The sequence below is a fragment of the Haladaptatus halobius genome (assembly GCF_020618475.1).
GTDB classification, from domain to species: domain Archaea; phylum Halobacteriota; class Halobacteria; order Halobacteriales; family Haladaptataceae; genus Haladaptatus; species Haladaptatus halobius.
In genome coordinates this window covers 337988-357536 of the sequence record NZ_CP085339.1, presented here as the reverse complement: position 1 = coordinate 357536, position 19549 = coordinate 337988, and the positions used below count along the sequence as shown (strand labels likewise).

Sequence of the window (19549 nt, the reverse complement as noted above, 5' to 3'; positions counted from 1 at the left end):
AATGACGGTGACCGGAACAATATATCGCCGGTTCCAATGATAGTCCTGAACTGCCCCTTGGCAACGAAGGTCACCGAATTATCGACTTGCATTACCAGGAAATCCTATGAGCAAGGTAGTATTCGATATCAGCATGTCGTTGGACGGGTTCATCACCGCAGCGAATCAGAGTCAGGAGGAACCGTTGGGTGAGGGCGGACAGCAACTGCACGCGTGGGCGATGGATGAAGAAGACGAGAGTGGCCGTCAAATCCTTGAAGAAGCTATCGGCGACCTGGGAGCGGTCATCGCAGCCCGAGAGACGTATGATGCATCCATTCCGTGGTGGGACCGGATGGGCCGACTGGTCCTGCCCGCCGCCCGGTGTTCGTCGTCACCCACGAAGCACCCTCAGAGACACCTGAAGGAGGAGTGTATACGTTCGTCACCGACGGCATTGAGAGTGCTCTTGAACAGGCGAAGGCCGCCGCAGGCGACAAGACTGTCAGCGTGATGGGTGGCGCGAGTATCGGCCAGCAATACATCGCGGCTGGGTTGGTTGACGAGATCCAGATCCACCTCATACCGGTGCTCTTCGGTAGCGGTATACGGATGTTTGAGCACCTAGGCAATGAGCATATCCAACTGAAAATTGCCGAAGTCATCGAATCCGGTTCGGCAATCCATCTCCGGTTCCGTGTTAGCTCATAACGTTAATTAGTTCGTGCGGTCTACGAACCACTTATGACTAATTCGACCATCCTCCAATTAACCGTCGAAGATACTTATCCATCCGAAGTAGAGGATCCGCAATCACCTTCGTCACCATCAAGAGCAGTCCACAATCGTTTCTGATTGCTGAAAATTGCTATACAGGCCACTACTAAGACTAACAGCTATCATTCCTCGGATCCAGGGTGAGTAAGTCACGCTCTCTAAGTTAGCCGAGGAGGTCGGTATTAGCCAGCAGTCGCTCTCGGATTTGATTCGACGTGGCAATGGAGCGCTTCTTGAACACGCTCTCCTCGGGTCATCAAGAGAGGGTTTGCCTAACTAGCCTAGTTCCATCTCTTGGCATTTAAAAATACCCCGTTCAAACGGCTCCAGAAACTAGTAACTGTGTTGTGATCATTATCACAGGAACGCCAAGTAGAACTCCACTTCCACTCGTCTTGTGGAGAGACTTGGTGCCACGCATATCGACTACTCCCAACCAATGAGTCATCCATCGACGCCAGATCCCACGCCCAGCACCGCCAGCAAAGTGCTCGCGAATGCCAAGTGCCGCACTGTCGTCCAGTATCTCATTGCCAAGGAGATGGATACAACCGATTTTGACGAATTAGTTGACTTCGTCCACGAGGAAATCGATACCATCACGATGGTACAGATTCGTCTTTCCTATCAAATAGAGAACCCGCGTTCAGAGAATCTTTTTGTTACACTGGATGAGTCATTCCCCGTGTTGACTGTCACAGACCGTGCCTTAAATCAGAGTTGTAGATGGGGTCGTTCGCGGATGATTGTTACTGGGAGATTAGTCTTCGCGTTTATCGAACCAGTAGTCAATTTCGTCCGGGCCGGGTGCACTTCTCTGCTGAGATCCACGCATATGCTTTAATCCTGATGCACCGAGAAAACCGGCTAAAAATAACCCAAATAAGCCTACAATGGCAATTGAATGCGATTCCGAGAAGGTAGCCATCATGTCAATTAGACAAGTAATTAACTGCTCACCGACCATTGTTATGACTCCATCACCCTAATCGCACTTGATCAGTAACTCATAAAGCTACCCCTCCCGACTCGCACACGCAGGTCAATACACTTAGTGGGCCAATCGACTACTTACCGTGATCAAAGATCACCACCAAGACTAGTGTTATTGGGCATAGAACACTCGGTAAACGCTATGTCTCCCCGTTCAGTCGGTATCTGAACGTCGCCCACAGTAGCAATTCGCCAAGTTCGATCGTAAGCCGTTGAGATCACAATCGCTCATCCATCGTTCTTTGATAGACAGCGGGAACGCTCAGCCAGTCGGCGGCGAAGTTCTTATATTCGGTACATTCACACTATAGAGATATACGCAACTACACGATTACAACCGTTTGGGGCATTCCAATCCGCATCAATATCTCACTCGTGATTTTCCTTCCCGTCTTAGCGTGGCTCATTGGGAGTGGTGAACAAATCGATATATACGCAGGAATCGTCGATAGCTTCACGACTGCGACACTCGATGTGACAGCGTTACAAGCTGGATTCACGCCCTTGATAATCGGGATCACCGCCGCTGTGGGGTTGTTCGTCAGTGTTGCGTTACACGAACTTGGGCATGCATGGGTCGCACAACGCTACGGACTACAGGTAGAATCGATCACGCTCTGGATTTTAGGTGGGTTGGCAAATCTAACGGCGTTCCCGCGCAAGTGGCAGAAAGAATTCTGAATCGCAATCGCTGGCCCCCTAACGAGCATCCTCGTCGCAATCGGCTGCTTTGTGGTTGTTCAAGTACTCCCACCAACGCTCCCAACCGTGATTTTTGTTATAGGGTGGCTGGTGGTCACGAATGCTTCACTCGCTCTCTTCAATTTGTTTCCAGCGTTCCCAATGAATGGCGGCCGTATCCTCCGAGCGCTGCTCGCCCGCTCACAACCATATGCCACTGCAACTCGAACGGTAGCACGCGTTGGAACCCTGTTCGCGCTTATATTCGCCATTGTAGGTGTTGTATCGTTCAGCCCAATGTTGTTCCTGTTAGCGTTGTTTATCTATGGTGCTGCGACGACCGAATCCCGTATTACTGCCCTTTCTAATCTTCTTGAGGATGTAGCAGTCGCCGATCTCGTCACTCGGAATGTTCCAACCGTCTCGGTCGATGCACCTGTCGGTGAGTTCGTCAATCAAATGCTCCGTGAGCGACGGACGAGCTATCCCGCCGTTGACGCCACTGAAGACATCGTTGGGATTGTTACGCTTGATGCACTCCGTCGAACACATTGTCGTGATCATGAAACGACGACAGTTGGGGAAATCATGGCGCAAGATAAGCTACGTATTTCTGTGACTGAGAATGCGTTCACAGCACTAACGCTCCTTGGCGAGAACAACACCGAATTTGCGCTTGTTGAGGATCAGGGGACTATTATCGGTTTGATCACGCAGGCCGATCTTTCGACGATACTCCAGGTGCGACAGACAGAACGTGATGGTGTCGTTCCACGGGTTGCGATGTAACGATCTCCATCAACTGAAAAGTTGGGATGAGAGGGAGCTTGACACGAACAGATCCTTTATCAAATCTAGAACAAACTATCGGCAGTGGCTGCACCGACGACACTGAAGATCGCACCGATGCAGATCGCTTTGAACGTGGTAGAGGGGGCCGCACCAAACGTGGCAGGTGCATCAAACACGAACGCAAGGATTGTGACCGACGTATAGGAGATGACGAGGAGTGAGATAAATCGGAGTGGCACCCCGGCAATGGCCCGTTCAGTTTCTGCCTCACGATCCTCTGCTCGGTAGAGCGTTCCGTAGCCGATCGCAAGCACCATGAAGATCGTGATTGCTGTCTGCAGACCGTTCATCGACGCAGCGAGCGTCCAGACTTCCTCCGTCACCACAAACGGGGCCGAGAGAATGAATCCACCAACGATTTGCTGAGCAACGTCATCGATTCCGAAGCGGCTGACGTTGGGGAATCGGGCGAGGAGTCGACGCGTTCGTCGAATTGCATGGCGTTGATTGTGCGAGTCGACTGCTTCTTCAGCCTCTTCAAGTTGGTCAAGCAATTCCTCTACTTCATCTTCGGCGGGCTAAGATTCATCAGAATAGTTCGGGTGCTCGTGATCCACTGTTTCGCATAGAATCTCGACATACATATTTTCCTCGACAATCACACCACTTTAACTCGGAACCCCCAGTCGACGCGGAGACGTGCAAAACCCAGTATAGTCAGCAGTGAGCGGGATCGTCGTCATCTCCATTCTTACTACGATCTTGGCTGTTGTCGTCAGCGTTACTCGTACTGCTCTTTTCTTCTGTCGACCCGCTTTCCGTGTCATTCTTCGTCGACCCATGGTCGTCTGCGTCCTTCTCATCCAGCTTCTTTTCCGCTGACTTGCCATCCTCGACTTGAATTTAATCATCACTGCACCCGAGGACGTAGAGATCGCCATACTCGGTGTACTGATAATCCAACGTTGAGCCCTTTGGATAGGTTGCAGTGAATATCTTGTTGTCCGCGATGATAGGCGCGTTCGAGGCAGGCCCGTACTCGTCTAAGTCCCACTGGCCAAAGGTATAACACCACTTGCGCTCGCCTGCTCCCGCACTGAGTGCAACGATGACCGCATCGCCAAGCTCTGACGCAGGGTCTGTCCGCCCACCAGCATGGAGAACCCCATCAGCCACCGTGAGATCGCTTGTCAATTCTATATCTGCCTCGTAAATCCATGCCTCCTCGCCAGTCTTTGCGTTGAGCGCTTGAATTGCATTAGATCCATTACTCGTGGTCCGGAAGAACACATACTCGTCCCCGACGGTGAGTCGACCAGCCCAGAATCCGGACGTACCGGTCGGGGAAGACCACAGTACCGAGCCATCGTCTTGTGATCGCGCCTGAACGACGCTTTGATTGGAGTCTCCTTCTTGGACAACGCCATATACCAACTCATTACTGGCAGCTTGGATGGCGTATTGTCCTCCCAGATCATTATCGGCTACACTCCATGTTACTGTACCATCGGCGGCGTTCAGTGCGGTTCCATCAGTGGTAAAGACGGTGCCATTGGCGTAGCATACCTCACCCTGTACATCGTCGGTCTGCCAGATGGTGTCGCCAGTGGTCGCATCGAGTGCCTGCACGCTGCTGCCCGGATCCTCGGTCCAGTGTTCTTTGACCGTATAGACACGATCATCGACAACGATCGGATTAGCCCATGCGACGTGATCTTCTCGTTTCCATATCGTCTCACCAGTCTGTGTGTCGAGTGCGATAAGCCCACTGTCCTCCGAATCGGACTCTGGACTCACGTTTGTCGCAACGTAAAGAGTCCTAGCAGCTACTGTCGGCGTGTTCACTGCTGGAAGATCGTCTCGCATCCATTGTTGTTCACCTGTGTCCGGGTCGTACGCGGCGATGTACCCGTGGCTCTGGCTGGGGCTGTTGTTTGTTGTGACGGCAAGATACAATGTACCAGCAGCCACGACTGGTTCAGCGGTCACCATCCCACCATCCAGATCCATCTTCCACGTGGTGGCAACAGACGGTGCTGGCCCATTATCAGTCGGTGCGCCAGTTCGGCCAGCAGTGCCACGATAGGTTGGCCACCCCGTGGAGGACTCTCCACTGTTGGAGCCGTCTGTTTCTTTGGAGAGTGAAAGACCACTGCCTGTGTAGAGCGCAAGCGCTGTGAGAGCAACTGTCTGAGAGAACGTCCGCCGGGTGTTCGTAAGCATGGCGCACGTACCAGAGTATCGAGTTAAATAATAAGGCTTTTGCATTGAAGAGATACTAGAAATAGATGCTATTTACTAATTGATAATGTAGAAATTGCTGAAATTCAGTGCCAGTCGTTGTTCCATTCGGCTGTACGAATAGCTGCGTGGGATGTGAAGTACCCCACGATTCAATAAAGAATACTAACATATTTATTTCTAGTATTTTCTCCATCTTTAGTTGAGAGATACGTCTCCTGAAAGAGATCTTCTTCGGTATCTCGAGATTTGTTGAGTGAGTATGAAACTGGAATAGGAGCGAAACAATGCTGAAACAAACTATCGGTATGCTCATGTGATGACCGTGCTTTCAGAACTGATGCATGGCACGCACAGTCGAACGGCTACTCCTACCAAGAGATGCCTACCAAAATAGGAATGCCTCTTGTGGATCGAGCCACCGGGAGAAGATATGATTCTCATGTCTCTCCCCAACTGGCTTCTGAACCAATTTCCAGGATCAGAGGTCGATTTCTCCTCTCGCTTATTCTTGTTGTCGCCATAATATTGAGTGAGTGGGTACTTTGGCGACTCTCACGGATTGCAAAGCGAACATATCCGTATCAGCTCGTCAATCTTGGAGTGCTCGTTGCTAGTCTCGTTCTTGTGGTAGTTAGTGGTAGTCTCTTGGTCGTCATTTGGGAGCAAACCCAGCAAGCAGTAACGAGCATTAATTCAGTCCAGGCGATTAGGCTCCTTGTCATTCGATTAGCGCTCACACTCGGGATCTGTGCAGCAGCATACGTGAGCGCTGGAATGGCCAATCGAATCATCGATCGACTCTTGCAACGAACTGAGGAGATTACTCGCCACCAAGGCAAGGTGATTACACGGCTTTCAGATATTGCCGTCTATGGGATCGGACTACTCGCAGTGCTCGGTGTTTGGAAAGTCAACTTCAGGGCTTATTTATCGGGGCCGGACTTCTCGGTGCTGCCATTGGCTTGGCGGCGAACGAAACCCTCGGATCACTTCTTACAGGCTTTCAGCTCATGTTCTCCCGTCCATTCGAAATTGGAGATTGGGTGCAAATCGACGAGCACGAATGAATTGTGACTGATATCACTATCTTCACCACTCGAATCGAGACCTTTGCAGGAAAATACGTCATGCTCCCCAATGATGTTGTGAGCAGTAATACGATCATCAATATAGGGCGGAAGGGTCGACTCCGCCTCGATGTCGAGGTGGGCATTGACTATGCAACCGATCCTGATCATGCCGTTGCTGTTGCAAAGGAAACGATGAAAGACGTCGACGAAATATTGACCGTCCCTACCCCGGATGTCGTGCTGAAGCAATTTGGAGATTCTGCAGTACTTCTTGAACTCCGATTCTGGATTGAGAAGCCGAGTAGTCGACGGAAATGGCGAGTGATTACAGCTGTTGTCCGGGCCGTCAAACATGCCTATGATCGGGAGGTATTAAGATCCCATTCCCGCAGCAGGAGGTGTCGGCTCGGGATGAACGTGGAGGCTTTCGGGTGGTCGACGTTTAGTCGACGCTTCAGCTTCATGACCAAGAGTACCAGAAATAATGACGAGCTACTTCGAGTAAATCGCGTATTTTGCGTTTTATTTCCAGCGAGTGGTGTCTAGTGGTGTTCTTGGAAAGAATCGTCGACTGACACTCTTCCTACAGAAATTGAATCATCTCGCTTCGAAAAAATATTCTGTTGTTTCTGTGAATCAACCGTTCTTACATTTTTCAATATGATATAGAGAATAATAAAACCACGAGCTACCGATTCACGATACGAGTACCACTGTTGTGGCACGTCAGTTCTTTTTTGCCAGCGGCTCCGCATCAGCGCCTCCTAATTTTCTCTTCGTCAGGATCGAGATCACTTTCGAACTACTTGACAAATCCAAATTGTCTCATTGTATGCCTGCATATTCCCGGTATGAAGACCTCACGGACATCGCTTACCCTCAGTGAACAAGACGCACTGAATCACCTCCAACACAATTTCGATGAAAATGCGATATTAACACACTCTGCGGCTGTTGACCAGCTGACTCAGGCTGGCTTCGAGCATGTAGAGGCACCGAGTCTCATCGAGCAGTTGCTTCAGAAAGGATATCTCTACAAATATGATGGAGAAATTCACATCACCTGAACAAATTATAAATCTACGGATATGAACATCGTCATGTGCGAACTCAACACCGGGCCTAGACGTTTCAGCGGTCCATTGTGGGATGTACGTCGAGAGAAAATCGCCGGATGGCTCTCCACCAACAACATACTGCACAAATGCGCCGCTAAAAACCCATGCACAGAGCGATGGTGCTATAGGTTGATGTAGAATTAAGGATATGCTGAGTGATCGGCATGATCTGGGTGCCACCGGAAGCACACCAGTAGAAGTGTCAGCCTTGACGCGCCATCTGGGTGCCACCGTGAACGCACCAGTGGAGTGCCGTCTTTTGCGAGATACCGCAATTTCAGTGACAGAGACCGCTACAGGAGTGGCTACAGCACGTGGGACTGTCTACCAGCGACATGGAGTCCTCGAATAATCCACGTCTTCCAGCGCTGTTCAATGTCAAGTGAGTCTTCCCTAAATGTGCAAGTACCCCTACTCGTTTTAAATTGCTGCATAGCTCAAAGATGGGTGATAGAAGTAATATCTGTTGTGTATAGGAAAGAAGCACTATAGAAGGGTCAATCGTAGAATACCAATTAAATCAAGTCAATCACGCAAACCCAAGGAAAATCCAAGAAGAAGCAGAACTCCGGCATCATAGAATACTATCAAGGTAATTTTCTTTGTTCTAGAAATAGATTCACCGCTGAAGAATAATACAGTAGCTATAGTTCCTCTAAAACTTTCTTCAAGACCTTCTATCGAGCGATATCTTCACTCAGGAGGATGTGGCTGGTGATATTCGCAATTCCGGTGCTCTTCTTCCTCTTGTTCGTCGTAACGGTTTTACAATGAGTATCGCCAGATTTGTTCCGCTCAATGTCTCTGGGTTTCTGTCTACCTATCCTGGTGGAGGAATCATCCTCATTAGTTACGTAATTGCACTTCTTTCACTGCTTGTCGTGTATTATGACCGTCAGTATGTCTGGAATCACTCTTCGTGGAAGCCAACCATTCTCTATTATCTGATAGTCATTCCCTGCTCAATGTCCCGATTGCATGCCTCTATCTGTTCTTTCGGCATCGGCACATCGGAATTCTGTAATATCGTTTGTATGATATCGTTTAAGGGACGTTCACAACAGGAATGCGAATACCGGGTAGGAGCCGACAACCGCCAGCGAGGGCGTCAACACCCACATCGTAACGATACGCTTGGCCGCTGCTGGGTCGAAGAGGCTCCGCTGATCGAGATCCGCCGGCTCCTCCGCACCAACGTCAGGCACGTCTGGCAATTCTTCCGGCTTCTCTGCCGGTTCCTCGTAACGGGCAATATCGCCGATCGTTGGACTTGCAGGCATATCCTCAGCGCGGGAGGTGACCAGTGCTCCTGTCGCGACCTCTAAATCCGGATGTTCACGTTTCGGCGTCGCAAACTCCACGAGTGTCGCTGCTCGGCTTGCCCGACCCCATCCAAGTCCAATAATCGTCGATGTCGTACTTACTGCGAGACTCGCCGGGATTCCGAAGTAGGACAGAATCGTGATGATAGTGCCACCGACTATGGAGACAATCAGTGAAGCGAGAATTGGTAGCTCCGTAATATCATCTCCTACCGTCTCCAGCGTACGACGGGCGATGGTGAAACTGCCTAGACCGAAGGCCACCACCGCGAGCAGGACGCCCTGGTTGACGGTGAGCGACCCCCCTTCGCCGACGAGGGGGGCCACAGCGTTCGCCGCGTTCGACGCCCCCGCCGAAAACGCCATGTAGCACGCAATGACGACCACCGAGAGTGATCCGATGATGTCCTGCCGTGTCGCGTTAGGATTGAGGTAGAGTCGAGGAATCGTCCCAGAACGGTCGAGTTGGATGAAGTGGAGATCAAACTTTGTGAACGCGACATAGCGATCCAGATATGGGTAGATGTAACGCCCGACCACTATTCCGATGCTGAGGCTGATCAGCGGCGCGATGATCCATGCTGAGACGATAGTAAACATCAGTGCCTGATTGAGTGTGTTCGACGCGAGGCCCAGTCCAACGATGGCGCCAACGGCCGTCATTGAAGTCGAGGCTGGAACGCCGTAGAGATTCGAAATAAGGAGTGACGCGCCGGTGAAGAACAAGACGGCGACGCTCGCGGCAGGCGTGAATTGGGTTGCCGGTACAATACTGCTGCTCATCGTCGCGATGACGTTCCGACCGACGGTCCATGCTCCGAGAAAGCCGAAGCCGACGAACAGGGCTGCTGCGGTCGCCTTTCGAAGGAGACGTGAGCCGACTGCCGGACCGAACGCTACACCCGTCGATGAGCCACCAATATTGAACCCAACGAATACGGCGACGACAATACCAGCGACGGTTAGCACTGATACCATTGTATTCTCTCTAAATCAATATTGCTGACACCTATATAAAATCACTGAAGCTAGTTCCGAGGTATCGGTATCTTGAATATTCGAATTTCTTCGCGCTCAAATCATGGGGGAAGTGGTTCAATGAATGGCTTCCACAAGATAGTAGCCACAAATTCGATGCGGATACACAATATCTCCTCGAAGAATTACAAAAAGAAGCTTCAGAGTAATTCATTTCATACAAATTATCGAATTTATCAGAAGATGCCAAAAGTGATATGGTCGGGTGGGTTCACGACAGCACCCATTGTGTTTGCAGTGGACGTGATGCGGACACGTCCAGGCCATTAATTCGTCGGTCACGCCGTCTATGGAGATTCACGTTTTTAACTCTGGAATTATCGCAGAAAAAGTCCGCTGGTACAGCGGAACTCTAACATTAGGAACCACTGGGGGTGTTGATTCGTCGTCAGCCCTGCGTTCTACTGTTCTTTGCCTCGATTGGATCTGGTCTCATTCTAACTATCTTTGACTGCATCGGCGATACGCTAGGGATCTTGATGACGAGGTACAGTTGGTCACCTAAGTGATTTGGGTTGCAAAAGATACCAATTGTCTGATTCCCATATCAGTGCTATCGGTTTAGAGAAAATGTTTACATCACATGGCTATGTAATATGGAGTTCACTTCTCCGGTACCGCTGTTGTTTGTTGTTTGTTGGTGGTGTCCTCCACCAGAAAAAATACTCGTCACTTAGGCTCGTAAACAAATGGCACGCGTTCATTTGCCGGAGCTGTGGTGAATGACATTTTGAGCAGAAGACAGGAATTATTGATAACGTCAACCGTTTACCTGTCTCAACAGCCTTTGTCGAGGCTGTGATGGGAAGATAAGAAACCGACCGAGGCTTCGTGCGTTAGTCATTCACAGCACTTTGTGCTGAGTCGACATGCTGTCGTTCATCGGTGAGATCTGCCTCCCGCCAGGTACCCCGACGGAACCACAGAAACGCGATAACCGCACCAGTGACGTTCGAAACTGCAAACGAGAGCCAGATGCCCTCCGCTCCGAATGGACGGGAGGCGATCCAGGCGACCGGGAGGCGGATTACACCGAGCATCAATACCGAGATAACTGCGGCGGTCAACGTTTTGCCGGCTCCTCGGAAGCCACCGGTGTAGGCGCGGATGACACCGATGAACCCAAACGTTGGCGCAACATACCGCAAGAAGGTTGCACCCACGTCGATGACCGCGGGATTGGTGGTAAAGACGGCGACGACAGGGCGCGCACTCAGCCAGACGACGATGCCCGCAGCACCTAGAATCAAGAACATCGCACGGGCTGCGAAACCATTCGTCGCTGCGACGCGGTCACGCTCGTCGGAACCGATGTTTTGTCCGGTCATTGTCTCGACACCGCGAGCGACTGCGATCGCCGGGAGAAAGATCACCGAGAAGACACGGACGCCGATTCCATACCCAGCGACGACCGTTGTCGGGAAGAGGCCGACGATGATCAAGAGCAAGTTGACCGAGAGTGCCCGCCCCGTGACTTCGACCGACGCCGGGACACCGATTCTGAGCATTTTCCGGAGATACGATAGATCAGGAGCCATCTGTCCAAGTCGGATTTGGAGTCCGTGAGACCCGTGGAACAGGATACTCAGTCCAACGACCATCGCAAGCATGCGTGCAAAGATCGTCGCGTATGCCGCACCTGCCACTCCCAGTCTGGGAAACGGCCCCCACCCGAAAATTAAGAACGGGTCGAGGACGATGTTGACGGCGACCGATCCGAACATGACGAGCATCGGCGTCACCGTATCGCCATAGCCTCGCATCAGCGCGACGAAAATCCAAAAGCCGAACATGAACACGAGTCCCAAGGAGATAACTCGCATATAGGATGTCGCAAGGGGCAATACGGCTGGTGAGGCACCAAGCAATGCGAGGAAGTCTCCGACGACGAGGTATCCTCCGCTCCCAATCAGCAACGCTGCAACCACGGAGAAGACGACGGTCTGCGACGCCGCATAGTCCGCCTGCCGTTGTTCGTCAGCGCCCGTATGCTGAGCAACGAGGACGCTGCCAGCGACCGATAGTCCCATTCCGAGCGCGATAAGCAGAAACACCATGGGGAACGCGAAACTGATCGCGGCGAGCGCGTTCGTGCTGTACTGGCCGAGCCAAAATGTATCTGTGAGATTGTAGGCCGTTTGGAGCAGGTTTGTCACGACGATCGGTAACGAAAGATAGAACAACGGCCGGGCGATGCCGCCCGAGGTGAGGTCGAACTCCTCACGCGTTTTGAAAACGCTTCCAAGGCGGTCGCGGACGCTCACCGCAACACCTCGTCCATGATCGACCGCTCTCGAATCGGTGTCGGAGATCTGATCGCTATGTTCTCACATGGCTGATCGTGATCGATTCCTCTCTTTCTCGTATGAAGCACCGTCGAAGTACCGTTCCATTCTCCGGTCATCCTCCTCTGGCAGGACATCACTGCCTCTCCCATGTCTCCCATCGCTGTTCGCTTCCGTCGTTGATGCATATCTGTTAGTTTATTTTCGTTATTGTGCATTCGAACACCCGTCATACGAACAATTCTGTATCACACTCTCTCCGCTTGGAACCGTTTGGTGACAGGGCGGGCGGGCTGAATTGGCTTCCGGCCGTCCTGTACAAATCCTTCGAGCATGAGGCTGGTGAGCGTGTGGTCGGTTATCGGCTACGAAGGATGTGAATGTGTCCAGAGAGATGGGAGTAGCTTAATCTCCTTCCAGCCGTCCCCCCGACTGACCTGTTTGACACGGATTGCGTCGAAATCATCGAGCAGAACATCGTGTTCTTGGGCGAGCGGCGGTCGGCAATAGTTCTCTTTCTCCCATACCGCGTCGCCAGTTTCGGCATCGAAACGCGTGCCGCGGAGCGCGACAGTGAGTGCTGGTCCGAATGGGCGCGGTGGTTCGAATTCTTCGTTCGAGAGCCGATTATGGTGTTCCGGTGGCAGGCCGGCATCTGGAGGGGCACGAATGAGGTAGTAGGCCATGTATGAACGAACGTGATTACGCTATTTGAGAGCTCGCTGAAGACAGCTTTTGTAGTGGTTCTGATAGCTACGTACCTATTCTCGGTAACTTTCTACAGATAATCGAGGCGAGTGCCTCGGGGACACGCCCTGAGGCATTTCATGCGAATATCACCCCTCCTTGATTACTCAACCATTGTAGTCAGGGATTGAGGTAGGATCGTCAACTTTCCCGCCGCCTAGCCAGAGATCGCCTGATCGTGTGATTACGACGATGAATTGACGTGGGCTGTCACTGATGTTGTCACTGTTGGTGTTGAAGGCGGCGACCTCGTGACTCCCGTTGCGTTCGGCGACAGCAGCCATGTGTTTGCAGTAGGCGTTCCGATGGACTTGATGCGGACACGTACAGGCCATCAGTTCTCCAGTTACGTCGTCGGTGGAGACTGTGTACTGGTGATCTGCGGGGTTCTCGTGGCACTCGTTGGTGACGTCGACGAGTCCGGGGGCTTCGATGTCGAAGGAGAACTGTTCGGTCTGTGCGCGTTGCTGTGCCGTCTCGTCAGTTAAACTACTCATGTAATTTTCATTAGAATATGATTTTGTAATTGTACATAGAATAGCAAGAGACGTGGAATAGCGCTACTACGCGTTGTGAGGAGCGCCCAAGAGTTAATCTGTCTCCAGAGAAAATCGTGTATGATTGCGTTTGAGGTAGCATTACCCGACTGTATTGAGAATGATATCGACCGCCTTATCGAACAGGGTGATTTTCTGAGCCGAGAACAAGCAATCAAAAAACTTCTGTCACTCGGTGTGTCGGCTCAGAAAACAGGTGATGATTCCGAAGAGGAGCTGGCTGACGATTTATTTATGCAGGCTGTCAACGACCAGCAGGATCCAGCCGACCAATACAATGATCCACTCTAATCCTGATCTTAAAAAGATTAGCCAAGGCTGCCCTCCATCTCGAGTTCGATGAGGCGGTTGAGTTCGACCGCGTACTCGATGGGTAGCTCTTCCGTGATGGGTTCGATGAATCCGCTCACGATCATCTGCTTCGCGTCGTCGTCGTCCAGGCCACGACTCTGGAGGTAGAACACGTCTTCGTCGCCGATCTTCCCGACGGTCGCTTCGTGGGCGACGTCCACGCGGTCTTCGTTGATCTCCATGTACGGCATCGTGTCCGATGTGGATTCGTTGTCGAACATCAGCGCGTCACATTCGACCGAGGTGGACGAATCGACCGCGCCGTCGCTGATCTGGACGAGACCGCGGTAGTTCGTGCGGCCGCCGTCCTTGCTGACGGACTTCGACTCGATGGTCGAGTTGGTGCGAGGCGCGTTGTGGTACACCTTCGCGCCGGTGTCGATGTTCTGGCCTTTGCCAGCGAACGCGATGGAGATGTGGTTGGCGCTCGCACCGCGCCCCTTCAGGATGGAACACGGGTAGAGCATCGTTGCCTTCGATCCCATGCTACCCGAGATCCACTCCATGCGGCCACCGGCTTCGACGATGGCGCGCTTGGTGTTCAGGTTGTAGGTGTTTTTCGACCAGTTCTGCACGGTCGAGTACTGGACGTGGGCATCCTCCCCGACGAACACCTCGACGCCACCGGAGTGGAGGTTGTGGCTGCCATACTTCGGTGCGGAACAGCCCTCGATATAATGGACTTCGCTCCCTTCCTCGGCAATGATGAGTGTGTGTTCAAACTGGCCCATCCCCTCGGAGTTCATGCGGAAGTACGCCTGCACGGGCATTTCGACCGTCACGTCCTCCGGGACGTAGACGAACGACCCGCCGGACCAGACGGCACCGTGGAGCGCCGCGAACTTGTTGTCGCTCGGCGGCACACACTTCGTCATGAAGTACTCCTTGACAAGGTTCTCATGCTCTTGGACGGCTTCATCCATGTTCATGAAGACGACGCCCTTCTCCTCCCACTGCTCCTGCATGTTCTGGTAGACGACCTCGGACTCGTACTGGGCACCAACGCCCGAGAGCGCATTGCGTTCGGCTTCTGGAATACCGAGTTTCTCGAAGGTATCCTTGATGTCGTCCGGCAGGTCGTCCCAGCTGTCCGCGCCTTCACGCTTGTCGACGTCCGGGCGAATATAGGGTATAATCTCTTCTACATCGAGTTCCGTGAGGTCGGGCTGGCCGGGCCAGTCCGTCGGCAGGGGCATGTTCTGGTAGTGCTCTAACGCGCGGAGGCGGCGCTGGAGCATCCATTTGGGTTCGTCCTTGTCCTCGCTGATGAGGCGAACGACCTCTTCGGTTAGCCCCTTGTCGGACTTGACGGCGGCTCGCTGTTCTTTCTTGAACTCGAACCGTTCTTCTGTGTCTGTATCACGCAGGTGATGCTGGTCTGAACTCATATTTAAAAGTGAGAGCTCTAGCCTGATGAGGCTGGTGGGTGAGTTACCGATGGGGCAGCAAGTATGGTCTGGGATACTCGTCCATCCCGAATAAGAGTCCAATCAGTAACGTCAGCCCTAACCGACGATCGTATATTCGAACAGAACGAAAGCAAAGTTGCTTACAACAGCCACACTAGAACCGATAGATGGTCATCTCGCCACCTACTCGTATTTATTACATCGCTGCTAACCATCCGGCGAATCAGCCAACACATTATTCTGACTTGCGAATCTACAACGGTTTGTGAGTGATGATCGACTATCAATCGAGGAACGATCACAAGGCGGTGAACTTGGTGACTTTGATGAGATCCTCGAAGGCCAAGACTATCCAGTGACACTAGATGAATTGGTTGCAGCGTATGGCGACTATGAGGTCGAATCGTCGGGCGGCACACAATCCATCGAAGAAGTGCTTAATTCAGTCGACGAGAAAACATACGACTCCGCAGGCGAAGTCCGAAACGATGTACTAAATCAACTAAACCGAGAAAAATAGAAGACCGGTCTCGCAGCGTTGTCTGTTTTGATACTGCACCTGTAGTTGGATAGCAGTTTTCTGTTATAGTGTTTTACCGCGATCGCTTGCTCGGAGAGTCTATCGATCTGAGTCTGTTAATCTCGGCCGTCCAGCTAACCGACATCTCATCGCTGGGAGCCGAGTCAAGCGCGTGAACCTCCGCTTCCATGCCCTCCGGAAAGAACCACTGCTCCAGCATCGTCTTCGTCCTCCAAGGGGAACGCCTCGAGCGAGCCGTCACTCGTCGCAGTTTCGACGGCAGCCGTGTACTTACAGAAGGCGCTCCGGTGGACGTGGTGCGGACAGGTACAGGCCAGTGCATCGCCGATCACGTCGTCCAGTGTGACGATGTATTGATGGTCAGCGGGTTGTCATGGCTCTCGTTGGCCACTTCGACCATTCCAGGGGCTTCGACGCGGAAGCCGAACTGTTCCCACTGTGCGTGTTTTGGTGCTGTCTCGGCAGTTTCAGGGTCTGCGGTCAGATCAGTCGTCATACGACCTTTGTCGCCACCGAAGCCCGTTTCCATCATTTCACATTCGCCAGTTGATTTGATGAGGAGCCTCCCCTAATACCCGCAGGTGCCATTATTATTGTACTTACACCGCGTACATCGACATTCCAGCTTTGTTCGAAAGATTGGGCGGGTGCCGTGATCCGATCTCCGGCTGTGTCCCATTTAAATTTCAACATTTGATTATAGCTCAAAACACCGCCATAAATGAGTCATATATGTACCCACTCTTATCCTTCTTTCTCTCCGGAGTGGTTTTCGCCAGCGTTCATACCTTTCCCTCACGACCAGGTGCTATGGGGAACACGTCCAATAATGACTCATCATTACAAGAGCAAGAGCGTGCAATTACTGAGTGGCTCCTCTTTCACGGCAACCGCCTTCTGATTGTTGGTATTGCACTTGGATTGATTTGGGTAATCAGCTTTATGTTGATCGAATTTCGCGTTCTCGAAGTTGGTCCGTCAAGTACCATGCCGACGTTACTGGGTGGAATCATCGCTGGGCAGCTCACCCTGTTTACGGTGACCCTTTCTATCAATCAGCTCATTCTCTCGCGTATGTTTGCGTCCCCCCCTGAAATCAAAAAGCGGTTGTTGGGAACCGCCGAGTACCGCCACCAAGTACGGGCAGTTATGGATAGTACGACACTGCCAGCCGATCCACAGGGATTCTTAACGGTGATCGCGGATCTGCTTCAGACACATTCAGAGGAACTCAAAGACAGTATTGACACGGTCGACCCACGATACCGAGACCTCATTGAAAAGTGCGCTACATCACTCCACGAGTATGCAGAATTGGTTAAGGGTCTTGCAGAGGACGAATCGACAGAGATTCTCCACATCGTCTCTGGTCTCTCACATCAGACATATGTCCACAATTCAGTGGCTGTCGAAGAGCTTCAAGCTGAACTACGTACCCGCCCTAAACGAATCTCGGAGGTATTAGGAGACATTTCAATAATACTGGAGAGTATACCGGTCGCCCGCCAGTATTTCAAAACAATAGTGATCCAACAACAACTCGCTCGTCTCTCCCGATATATTGTGTATCTCGGTCTCCCATCGATCTTCATCGCGGTACTGCTCCTCCTTGTATATACCTCGAGCGGCGGACCCAACATCCCAGAACCATATATTCGCCCAGTCGCTGCATTCAGCATCGCCGTCGTTCTCGGGCCAAGCGTTCTTCTGAGCGCATACATTCTCCCACTTGCTGTTATTGCTGAGCGTACCGTCTCAACTGGCCCCTTTCTTGTCGATGAATAGGCTTTCTGCCCTCTATACGATGGCGAGAAAATAGTGGTTAGTACTTTGTGCTAACGTCTGATGCTACTGGCTCTCGTTCACGGTCATCGTCTATCTTTAAGCTTATCTCACGACCTCAGTAGTCAGGAAAGTTGTCCTGGACGTCCCGATCCTCGGTCAGCAAGTAATACTCGAGCACCATCGCCATGCCAGCACACAGTATCGCCAAGCTCGCCACGGTGTCGAACCACACAGATAAATCATCCCGATGAAAGATCATTTCAACCGCTCCACTGGCGATCATGGATACCACGAACACCGCGAACAATGCCCGTAGGTAGAGGGCATCATCAATTCAATGCTATGTCTTTGACGTCCAGAAGAAGCTGTACTAGTCAACTGACTGCAGGAACACCACATTCACACGACCAACTGCGTCAAAATCACGCAACTGATAGACGAGTGTGTTAAAAAATCAACCATTGTTCCATTCTCGAATTCCAGGAGGCCGACACCGTAGTCCTCAGCGTCATCGAACGCCTCATGAACCGTCTTGCTCATTTCGATTGCTCGACGAGCGTCACCGAGGAAGTATCGCAAGAGGTCGAGTTTATGGACGAGAACGCTGAGGATTCCACCACCACCAGCGTGCTCACCGTCGTACAGCCAGTGGGAGGATGGAAATCCCGCTTCTGGGAGATTCTGCAGCATGTCGATCCGACCGGAATGAATCGGACCGAGATCGCCCGCGTCGAGAAGAGATTTCACTGCCCGATGGCGAGGATGATACCGCTGTACCATTCCAACCATGAGTTGTCGATTTTCCCGTTCGGCGAGTTCGACGAGGTCGAAACACTCCTCCATCGAGGTCGCGAACGGTTTTTCTATGAAAACGTGCTTACCTGCTTCGAGCGCAGCTTTGGCCGCAGGAAAGTGAAGTGCGTGCGGAAGTGCGATGTCGACTGCAGTGGCATCTACCTCTTCAACGAACGACTCGAAATCAATCCAGTACTCGGCGTCGTATTTCTCAGCGATGTGTATTGCTTGCTCTTCGTCTACATCACACACGCCGGTCAATCGAATTCTGTCCTGGAAGTCCCGGTATGCGGGTGTATGCGCGTCTGAGATGCCACTGGCGCCGATAAGTCCTACGTCGACTGGCATACTAATAGAGAGATACATTCGTCAGAGGGTCATAATGCTTGTTCTCGACCCATCTATGTTCTTAGTTCCGAACACACCGGCAGCAAGCAACCTTCTTAACTACCAGCGTTGTAAAGTACTGTGTCGCATAGTGAGGTCCGAGAACTAAATCAGAAAGTGCGAGGGAGACCATGGGACGCTAGCGTCTCGGGGGCATCGTCAGTCGCTGTATCTGTATTCTCTATGAACGTTCGCTGATCGGTGATATCCGAGACCGTCAATTGGCGTAGCATGGATAACTAGGCTGAACTGCGAGTTAGTTCGTCGTTCAGCAGTCTCCAATTCTACCATCATTATTAATATTAATTGATGATCAATATAAATAGAGGACAGTATACCGAGAAATCCGTAGCTCTATTGAACACTATTCCATAGCTAAGATTATGACTGAAATTGACTGGGATGCAGATGACGTTAAGCGACAAATTATGACGGCATCAAAAATTTCGGATATGGAAACGGCAACCACACAACTGATAGATACCGTGCAGTGTATTAATCGGTGGGTGGACGATCATCCCGAACACGACCAGCTTTCGGTGTGGTCTCGTGAACTGCTCGAAGCGGTGATGTACATTCAGGGGGAGTACGTGCATTCTCAGGAACTGAATCACCAGCATCTGCAAGAGAAAATCGACCAATTTGAGTCGTGTGAATAATAGCTGGTGTCTCACATCA

General features: G+C 51.7%; 20 protein-coding genes and 2 pseudogenes. 10 read left to right on the top strand and 12 right to left on the bottom strand.

The window, feature by feature from the left end:
• Positions 1-321 precede the first annotated feature (321 nt).
• Positions 322-690, top strand: a complete 369-nt coding sequence (locus LIW51_RS39655) for a dihydrofolate reductase family protein (RefSeq protein ID WP_368411888.1) — start codon at positions 322-324, stop codon at positions 688-690.
• Between the two features lie 826 nt (positions 691-1516).
• On the opposite strand, the gene LIW51_RS32135 is transcribed toward LIW51_RS39655, so the two are convergent.
• Positions 1517-1723 (bottom strand): hypothetical protein, encoded by a 207-nt coding sequence (locus LIW51_RS32135; protein WP_227379561.1) that lies wholly within the window; start codon positions 1721-1723, stop codon positions 1517-1519.
• A 401-nt stretch (positions 1724-2124) separates the two neighbouring features.
• Here LIW51_RS32135 and LIW51_RS39650 point away from each other — a divergent pair, with 401 nt between their 5' ends.
• Entirely contained in the window at positions 2125-2430 is a 306-nt protein-coding gene (locus tag LIW51_RS39650; RefSeq protein WP_368411887.1) for a site-2 protease family protein, read from the top strand.
• Between the two features lie 51 nt (positions 2431-2481).
• Positions 2482-3219, top strand: a complete 738-nt coding sequence (locus LIW51_RS39645) for a CBS domain-containing protein (RefSeq protein ID WP_368411886.1) — start codon at positions 2482-2484, stop codon at positions 3217-3219.
• A 65-nt stretch (positions 3220-3284) separates the two neighbouring features.
• On the opposite strand, the gene LIW51_RS32125 is transcribed toward LIW51_RS39645, so the two are convergent.
• Positions 3285-3716, bottom strand: a complete 432-nt coding sequence (locus tag LIW51_RS32125; protein WP_227380066.1) for a DUF2391 family protein — start codon at positions 3714-3716, stop codon at positions 3285-3287.
• Between the two features lie 409 nt (positions 3717-4125).
• Positions 4126-5445: an outer membrane protein assembly factor BamB family protein gene (locus tag LIW51_RS32120; protein WP_227379560.1), complete on the bottom strand. Its 1320-nt coding sequence runs from the start codon at positions 5443-5445 to the stop codon at positions 4126-4128.
• A gap of 399 nt (positions 5446-5844) precedes the next feature.
• Between LIW51_RS32120 and LIW51_RS40575 the strand changes: the two are divergent.
• The 3 genes and pseudogenes from LIW51_RS40575 to LIW51_RS32115 form a co-directional block, all read left to right on the top strand.
• Positions 5845-6327: pseudogene (locus tag LIW51_RS40575) on the top strand (cation efflux transmembrane domain-containing protein); the annotation flags it as partial.
• A 149-nt stretch (positions 6328-6476) separates the two neighbouring features.
• A pseudogene (locus LIW51_RS39640) lies at positions 6477-6578 on the top strand (mechanosensitive ion channel domain-containing protein); the annotation flags it as partial.
• A 15-nt stretch (positions 6579-6593) separates the two neighbouring features.
• A complete protein-coding gene (locus LIW51_RS32115; protein ID WP_368411903.1) occupies positions 6594-7082 on the top strand; it encodes a hypothetical protein in 489 nt (162 codons plus the stop codon).
• Between the two features lie 1627 nt (positions 7083-8709).
• On the opposite strand, the gene LIW51_RS32110 is transcribed toward LIW51_RS32115, so the two are convergent.
• From LIW51_RS32110 to LIW51_RS32095, 4 genes are all read right to left on the bottom strand, one after another.
• A complete protein-coding gene (locus LIW51_RS32110; protein WP_227379559.1) occupies positions 8710-9954 on the bottom strand; it encodes an inorganic phosphate transporter in 1245 nt (414 codons plus the stop codon).
• Positions 9955-10850: 896 nt separating this feature from the next.
• On the bottom strand, positions 10851-12278 hold the full coding sequence (locus tag LIW51_RS32105; protein ID WP_227379558.1) for an MATE family efflux transporter: 1428 nt from the start codon (positions 12276-12278) through the stop codon (positions 10851-10853).
• 386 nt (positions 12279-12664) lie between these two features.
• Positions 12665-12985 carry a hypothetical protein gene (locus LIW51_RS32100; RefSeq protein ID WP_227379557.1) on the bottom strand — a complete coding sequence of 107 codons (321 nt, stop codon included), beginning with the start codon at positions 12983-12985 and terminating at the stop codon, positions 12665-12667.
• Between the two features lie 168 nt (positions 12986-13153).
• The gene (locus tag LIW51_RS32095; RefSeq protein ID WP_227379556.1) at positions 13154-13543 is read right to left on the bottom strand and encodes an SWIM zinc finger family protein; all 390 of its coding nucleotides are present in this window, start codon (positions 13541-13543) and stop codon (positions 13154-13156) included.
• 120 nt (positions 13544-13663) lie between these two features.
• Between LIW51_RS32095 and LIW51_RS32090 the strand changes: the two genes are divergently transcribed.
• Entirely contained in the window at positions 13664-13894 is a 231-nt protein-coding gene (locus tag LIW51_RS32090; RefSeq protein WP_227379555.1) for a DUF7120 family protein, read from the top strand.
• A 17-nt stretch (positions 13895-13911) separates the two neighbouring features.
• Here the strand turns inward: LIW51_RS32090 and sufB are convergent, their stop codons facing one another.
• Positions 13912-15342, bottom strand: coding sequence for a Fe-S cluster assembly protein SufB (gene sufB, locus LIW51_RS32085; protein ID WP_227379554.1), 1431 nt, complete (start codon positions 15340-15342; stop codon positions 13912-13914).
• Positions 15343-15628: 286 nt separating this feature from the next.
• On the opposite strand from sufB, the gene LIW51_RS32080 reads away from it, so the two are divergent.
• On the top strand, positions 15629-15883 hold the full coding sequence (locus LIW51_RS32080) for a DUF5789 family protein (protein ID WP_227379553.1): 255 nt from the start codon (positions 15629-15631) through the stop codon (positions 15881-15883).
• A 164-nt stretch (positions 15884-16047) separates the two neighbouring features.
• Here LIW51_RS32080 and LIW51_RS32075 read toward each other — a convergent pair whose 3' ends face one another.
• Both LIW51_RS32075 and LIW51_RS32070 read right to left on the bottom strand, forming a co-directional pair.
• Entirely contained in the window at positions 16048-16236 is a 189-nt protein-coding gene (locus tag LIW51_RS32075) for a hypothetical protein (protein WP_227379552.1), read from the bottom strand.
• On the bottom strand, positions 16233-16400 hold the full coding sequence (locus LIW51_RS32070; protein WP_227379551.1) for a hypothetical protein: 168 nt from the start codon (positions 16398-16400) through the stop codon (positions 16233-16235). Before LIW51_RS32070 ends, LIW51_RS32075 begins: the two co-directional genes overlap by 4 nt.
• Positions 16401-16714: 314 nt before the next feature.
• Here LIW51_RS32070 and LIW51_RS32065 point away from each other — a divergent pair, with 314 nt between their 5' ends.
• Complete coding sequence (locus LIW51_RS32065; protein ID WP_227379550.1) at positions 16715-17689, top strand: DUF7972 family membrane protein; 975 nt, start codon at positions 16715-16717, stop codon at positions 17687-17689.
• A 115-nt stretch (positions 17690-17804) separates the two neighbouring features.
• Here the strand turns inward: LIW51_RS32065 and LIW51_RS32060 are convergent, their stop codons facing one another.
• Together LIW51_RS32060 and LIW51_RS32055 are read right to left on the bottom strand one after the other, a co-directional pair.
• A complete protein-coding gene (locus LIW51_RS32060) occupies positions 17805-17972 on the bottom strand; it encodes a hypothetical protein (RefSeq protein WP_227379549.1) in 168 nt (55 codons plus the stop codon).
• A 116-nt stretch (positions 17973-18088) separates the two neighbouring features.
• Complete coding sequence (locus LIW51_RS32055) at positions 18089-18832, bottom strand: Gfo/Idh/MocA family protein (protein ID WP_227379548.1); 744 nt, start codon at positions 18830-18832, stop codon at positions 18089-18091.
• Between the two features lie 422 nt (positions 18833-19254).
• Here LIW51_RS32055 and LIW51_RS32050 point away from each other — a divergent pair, with 422 nt between their 5' ends.
• Positions 19255-19530, top strand: coding sequence for a hypothetical protein (locus LIW51_RS32050; RefSeq protein WP_227379547.1), 276 nt, complete (start codon positions 19255-19257; stop codon positions 19528-19530).
• Positions 19531-19549 lie beyond the last annotated feature (19 nt).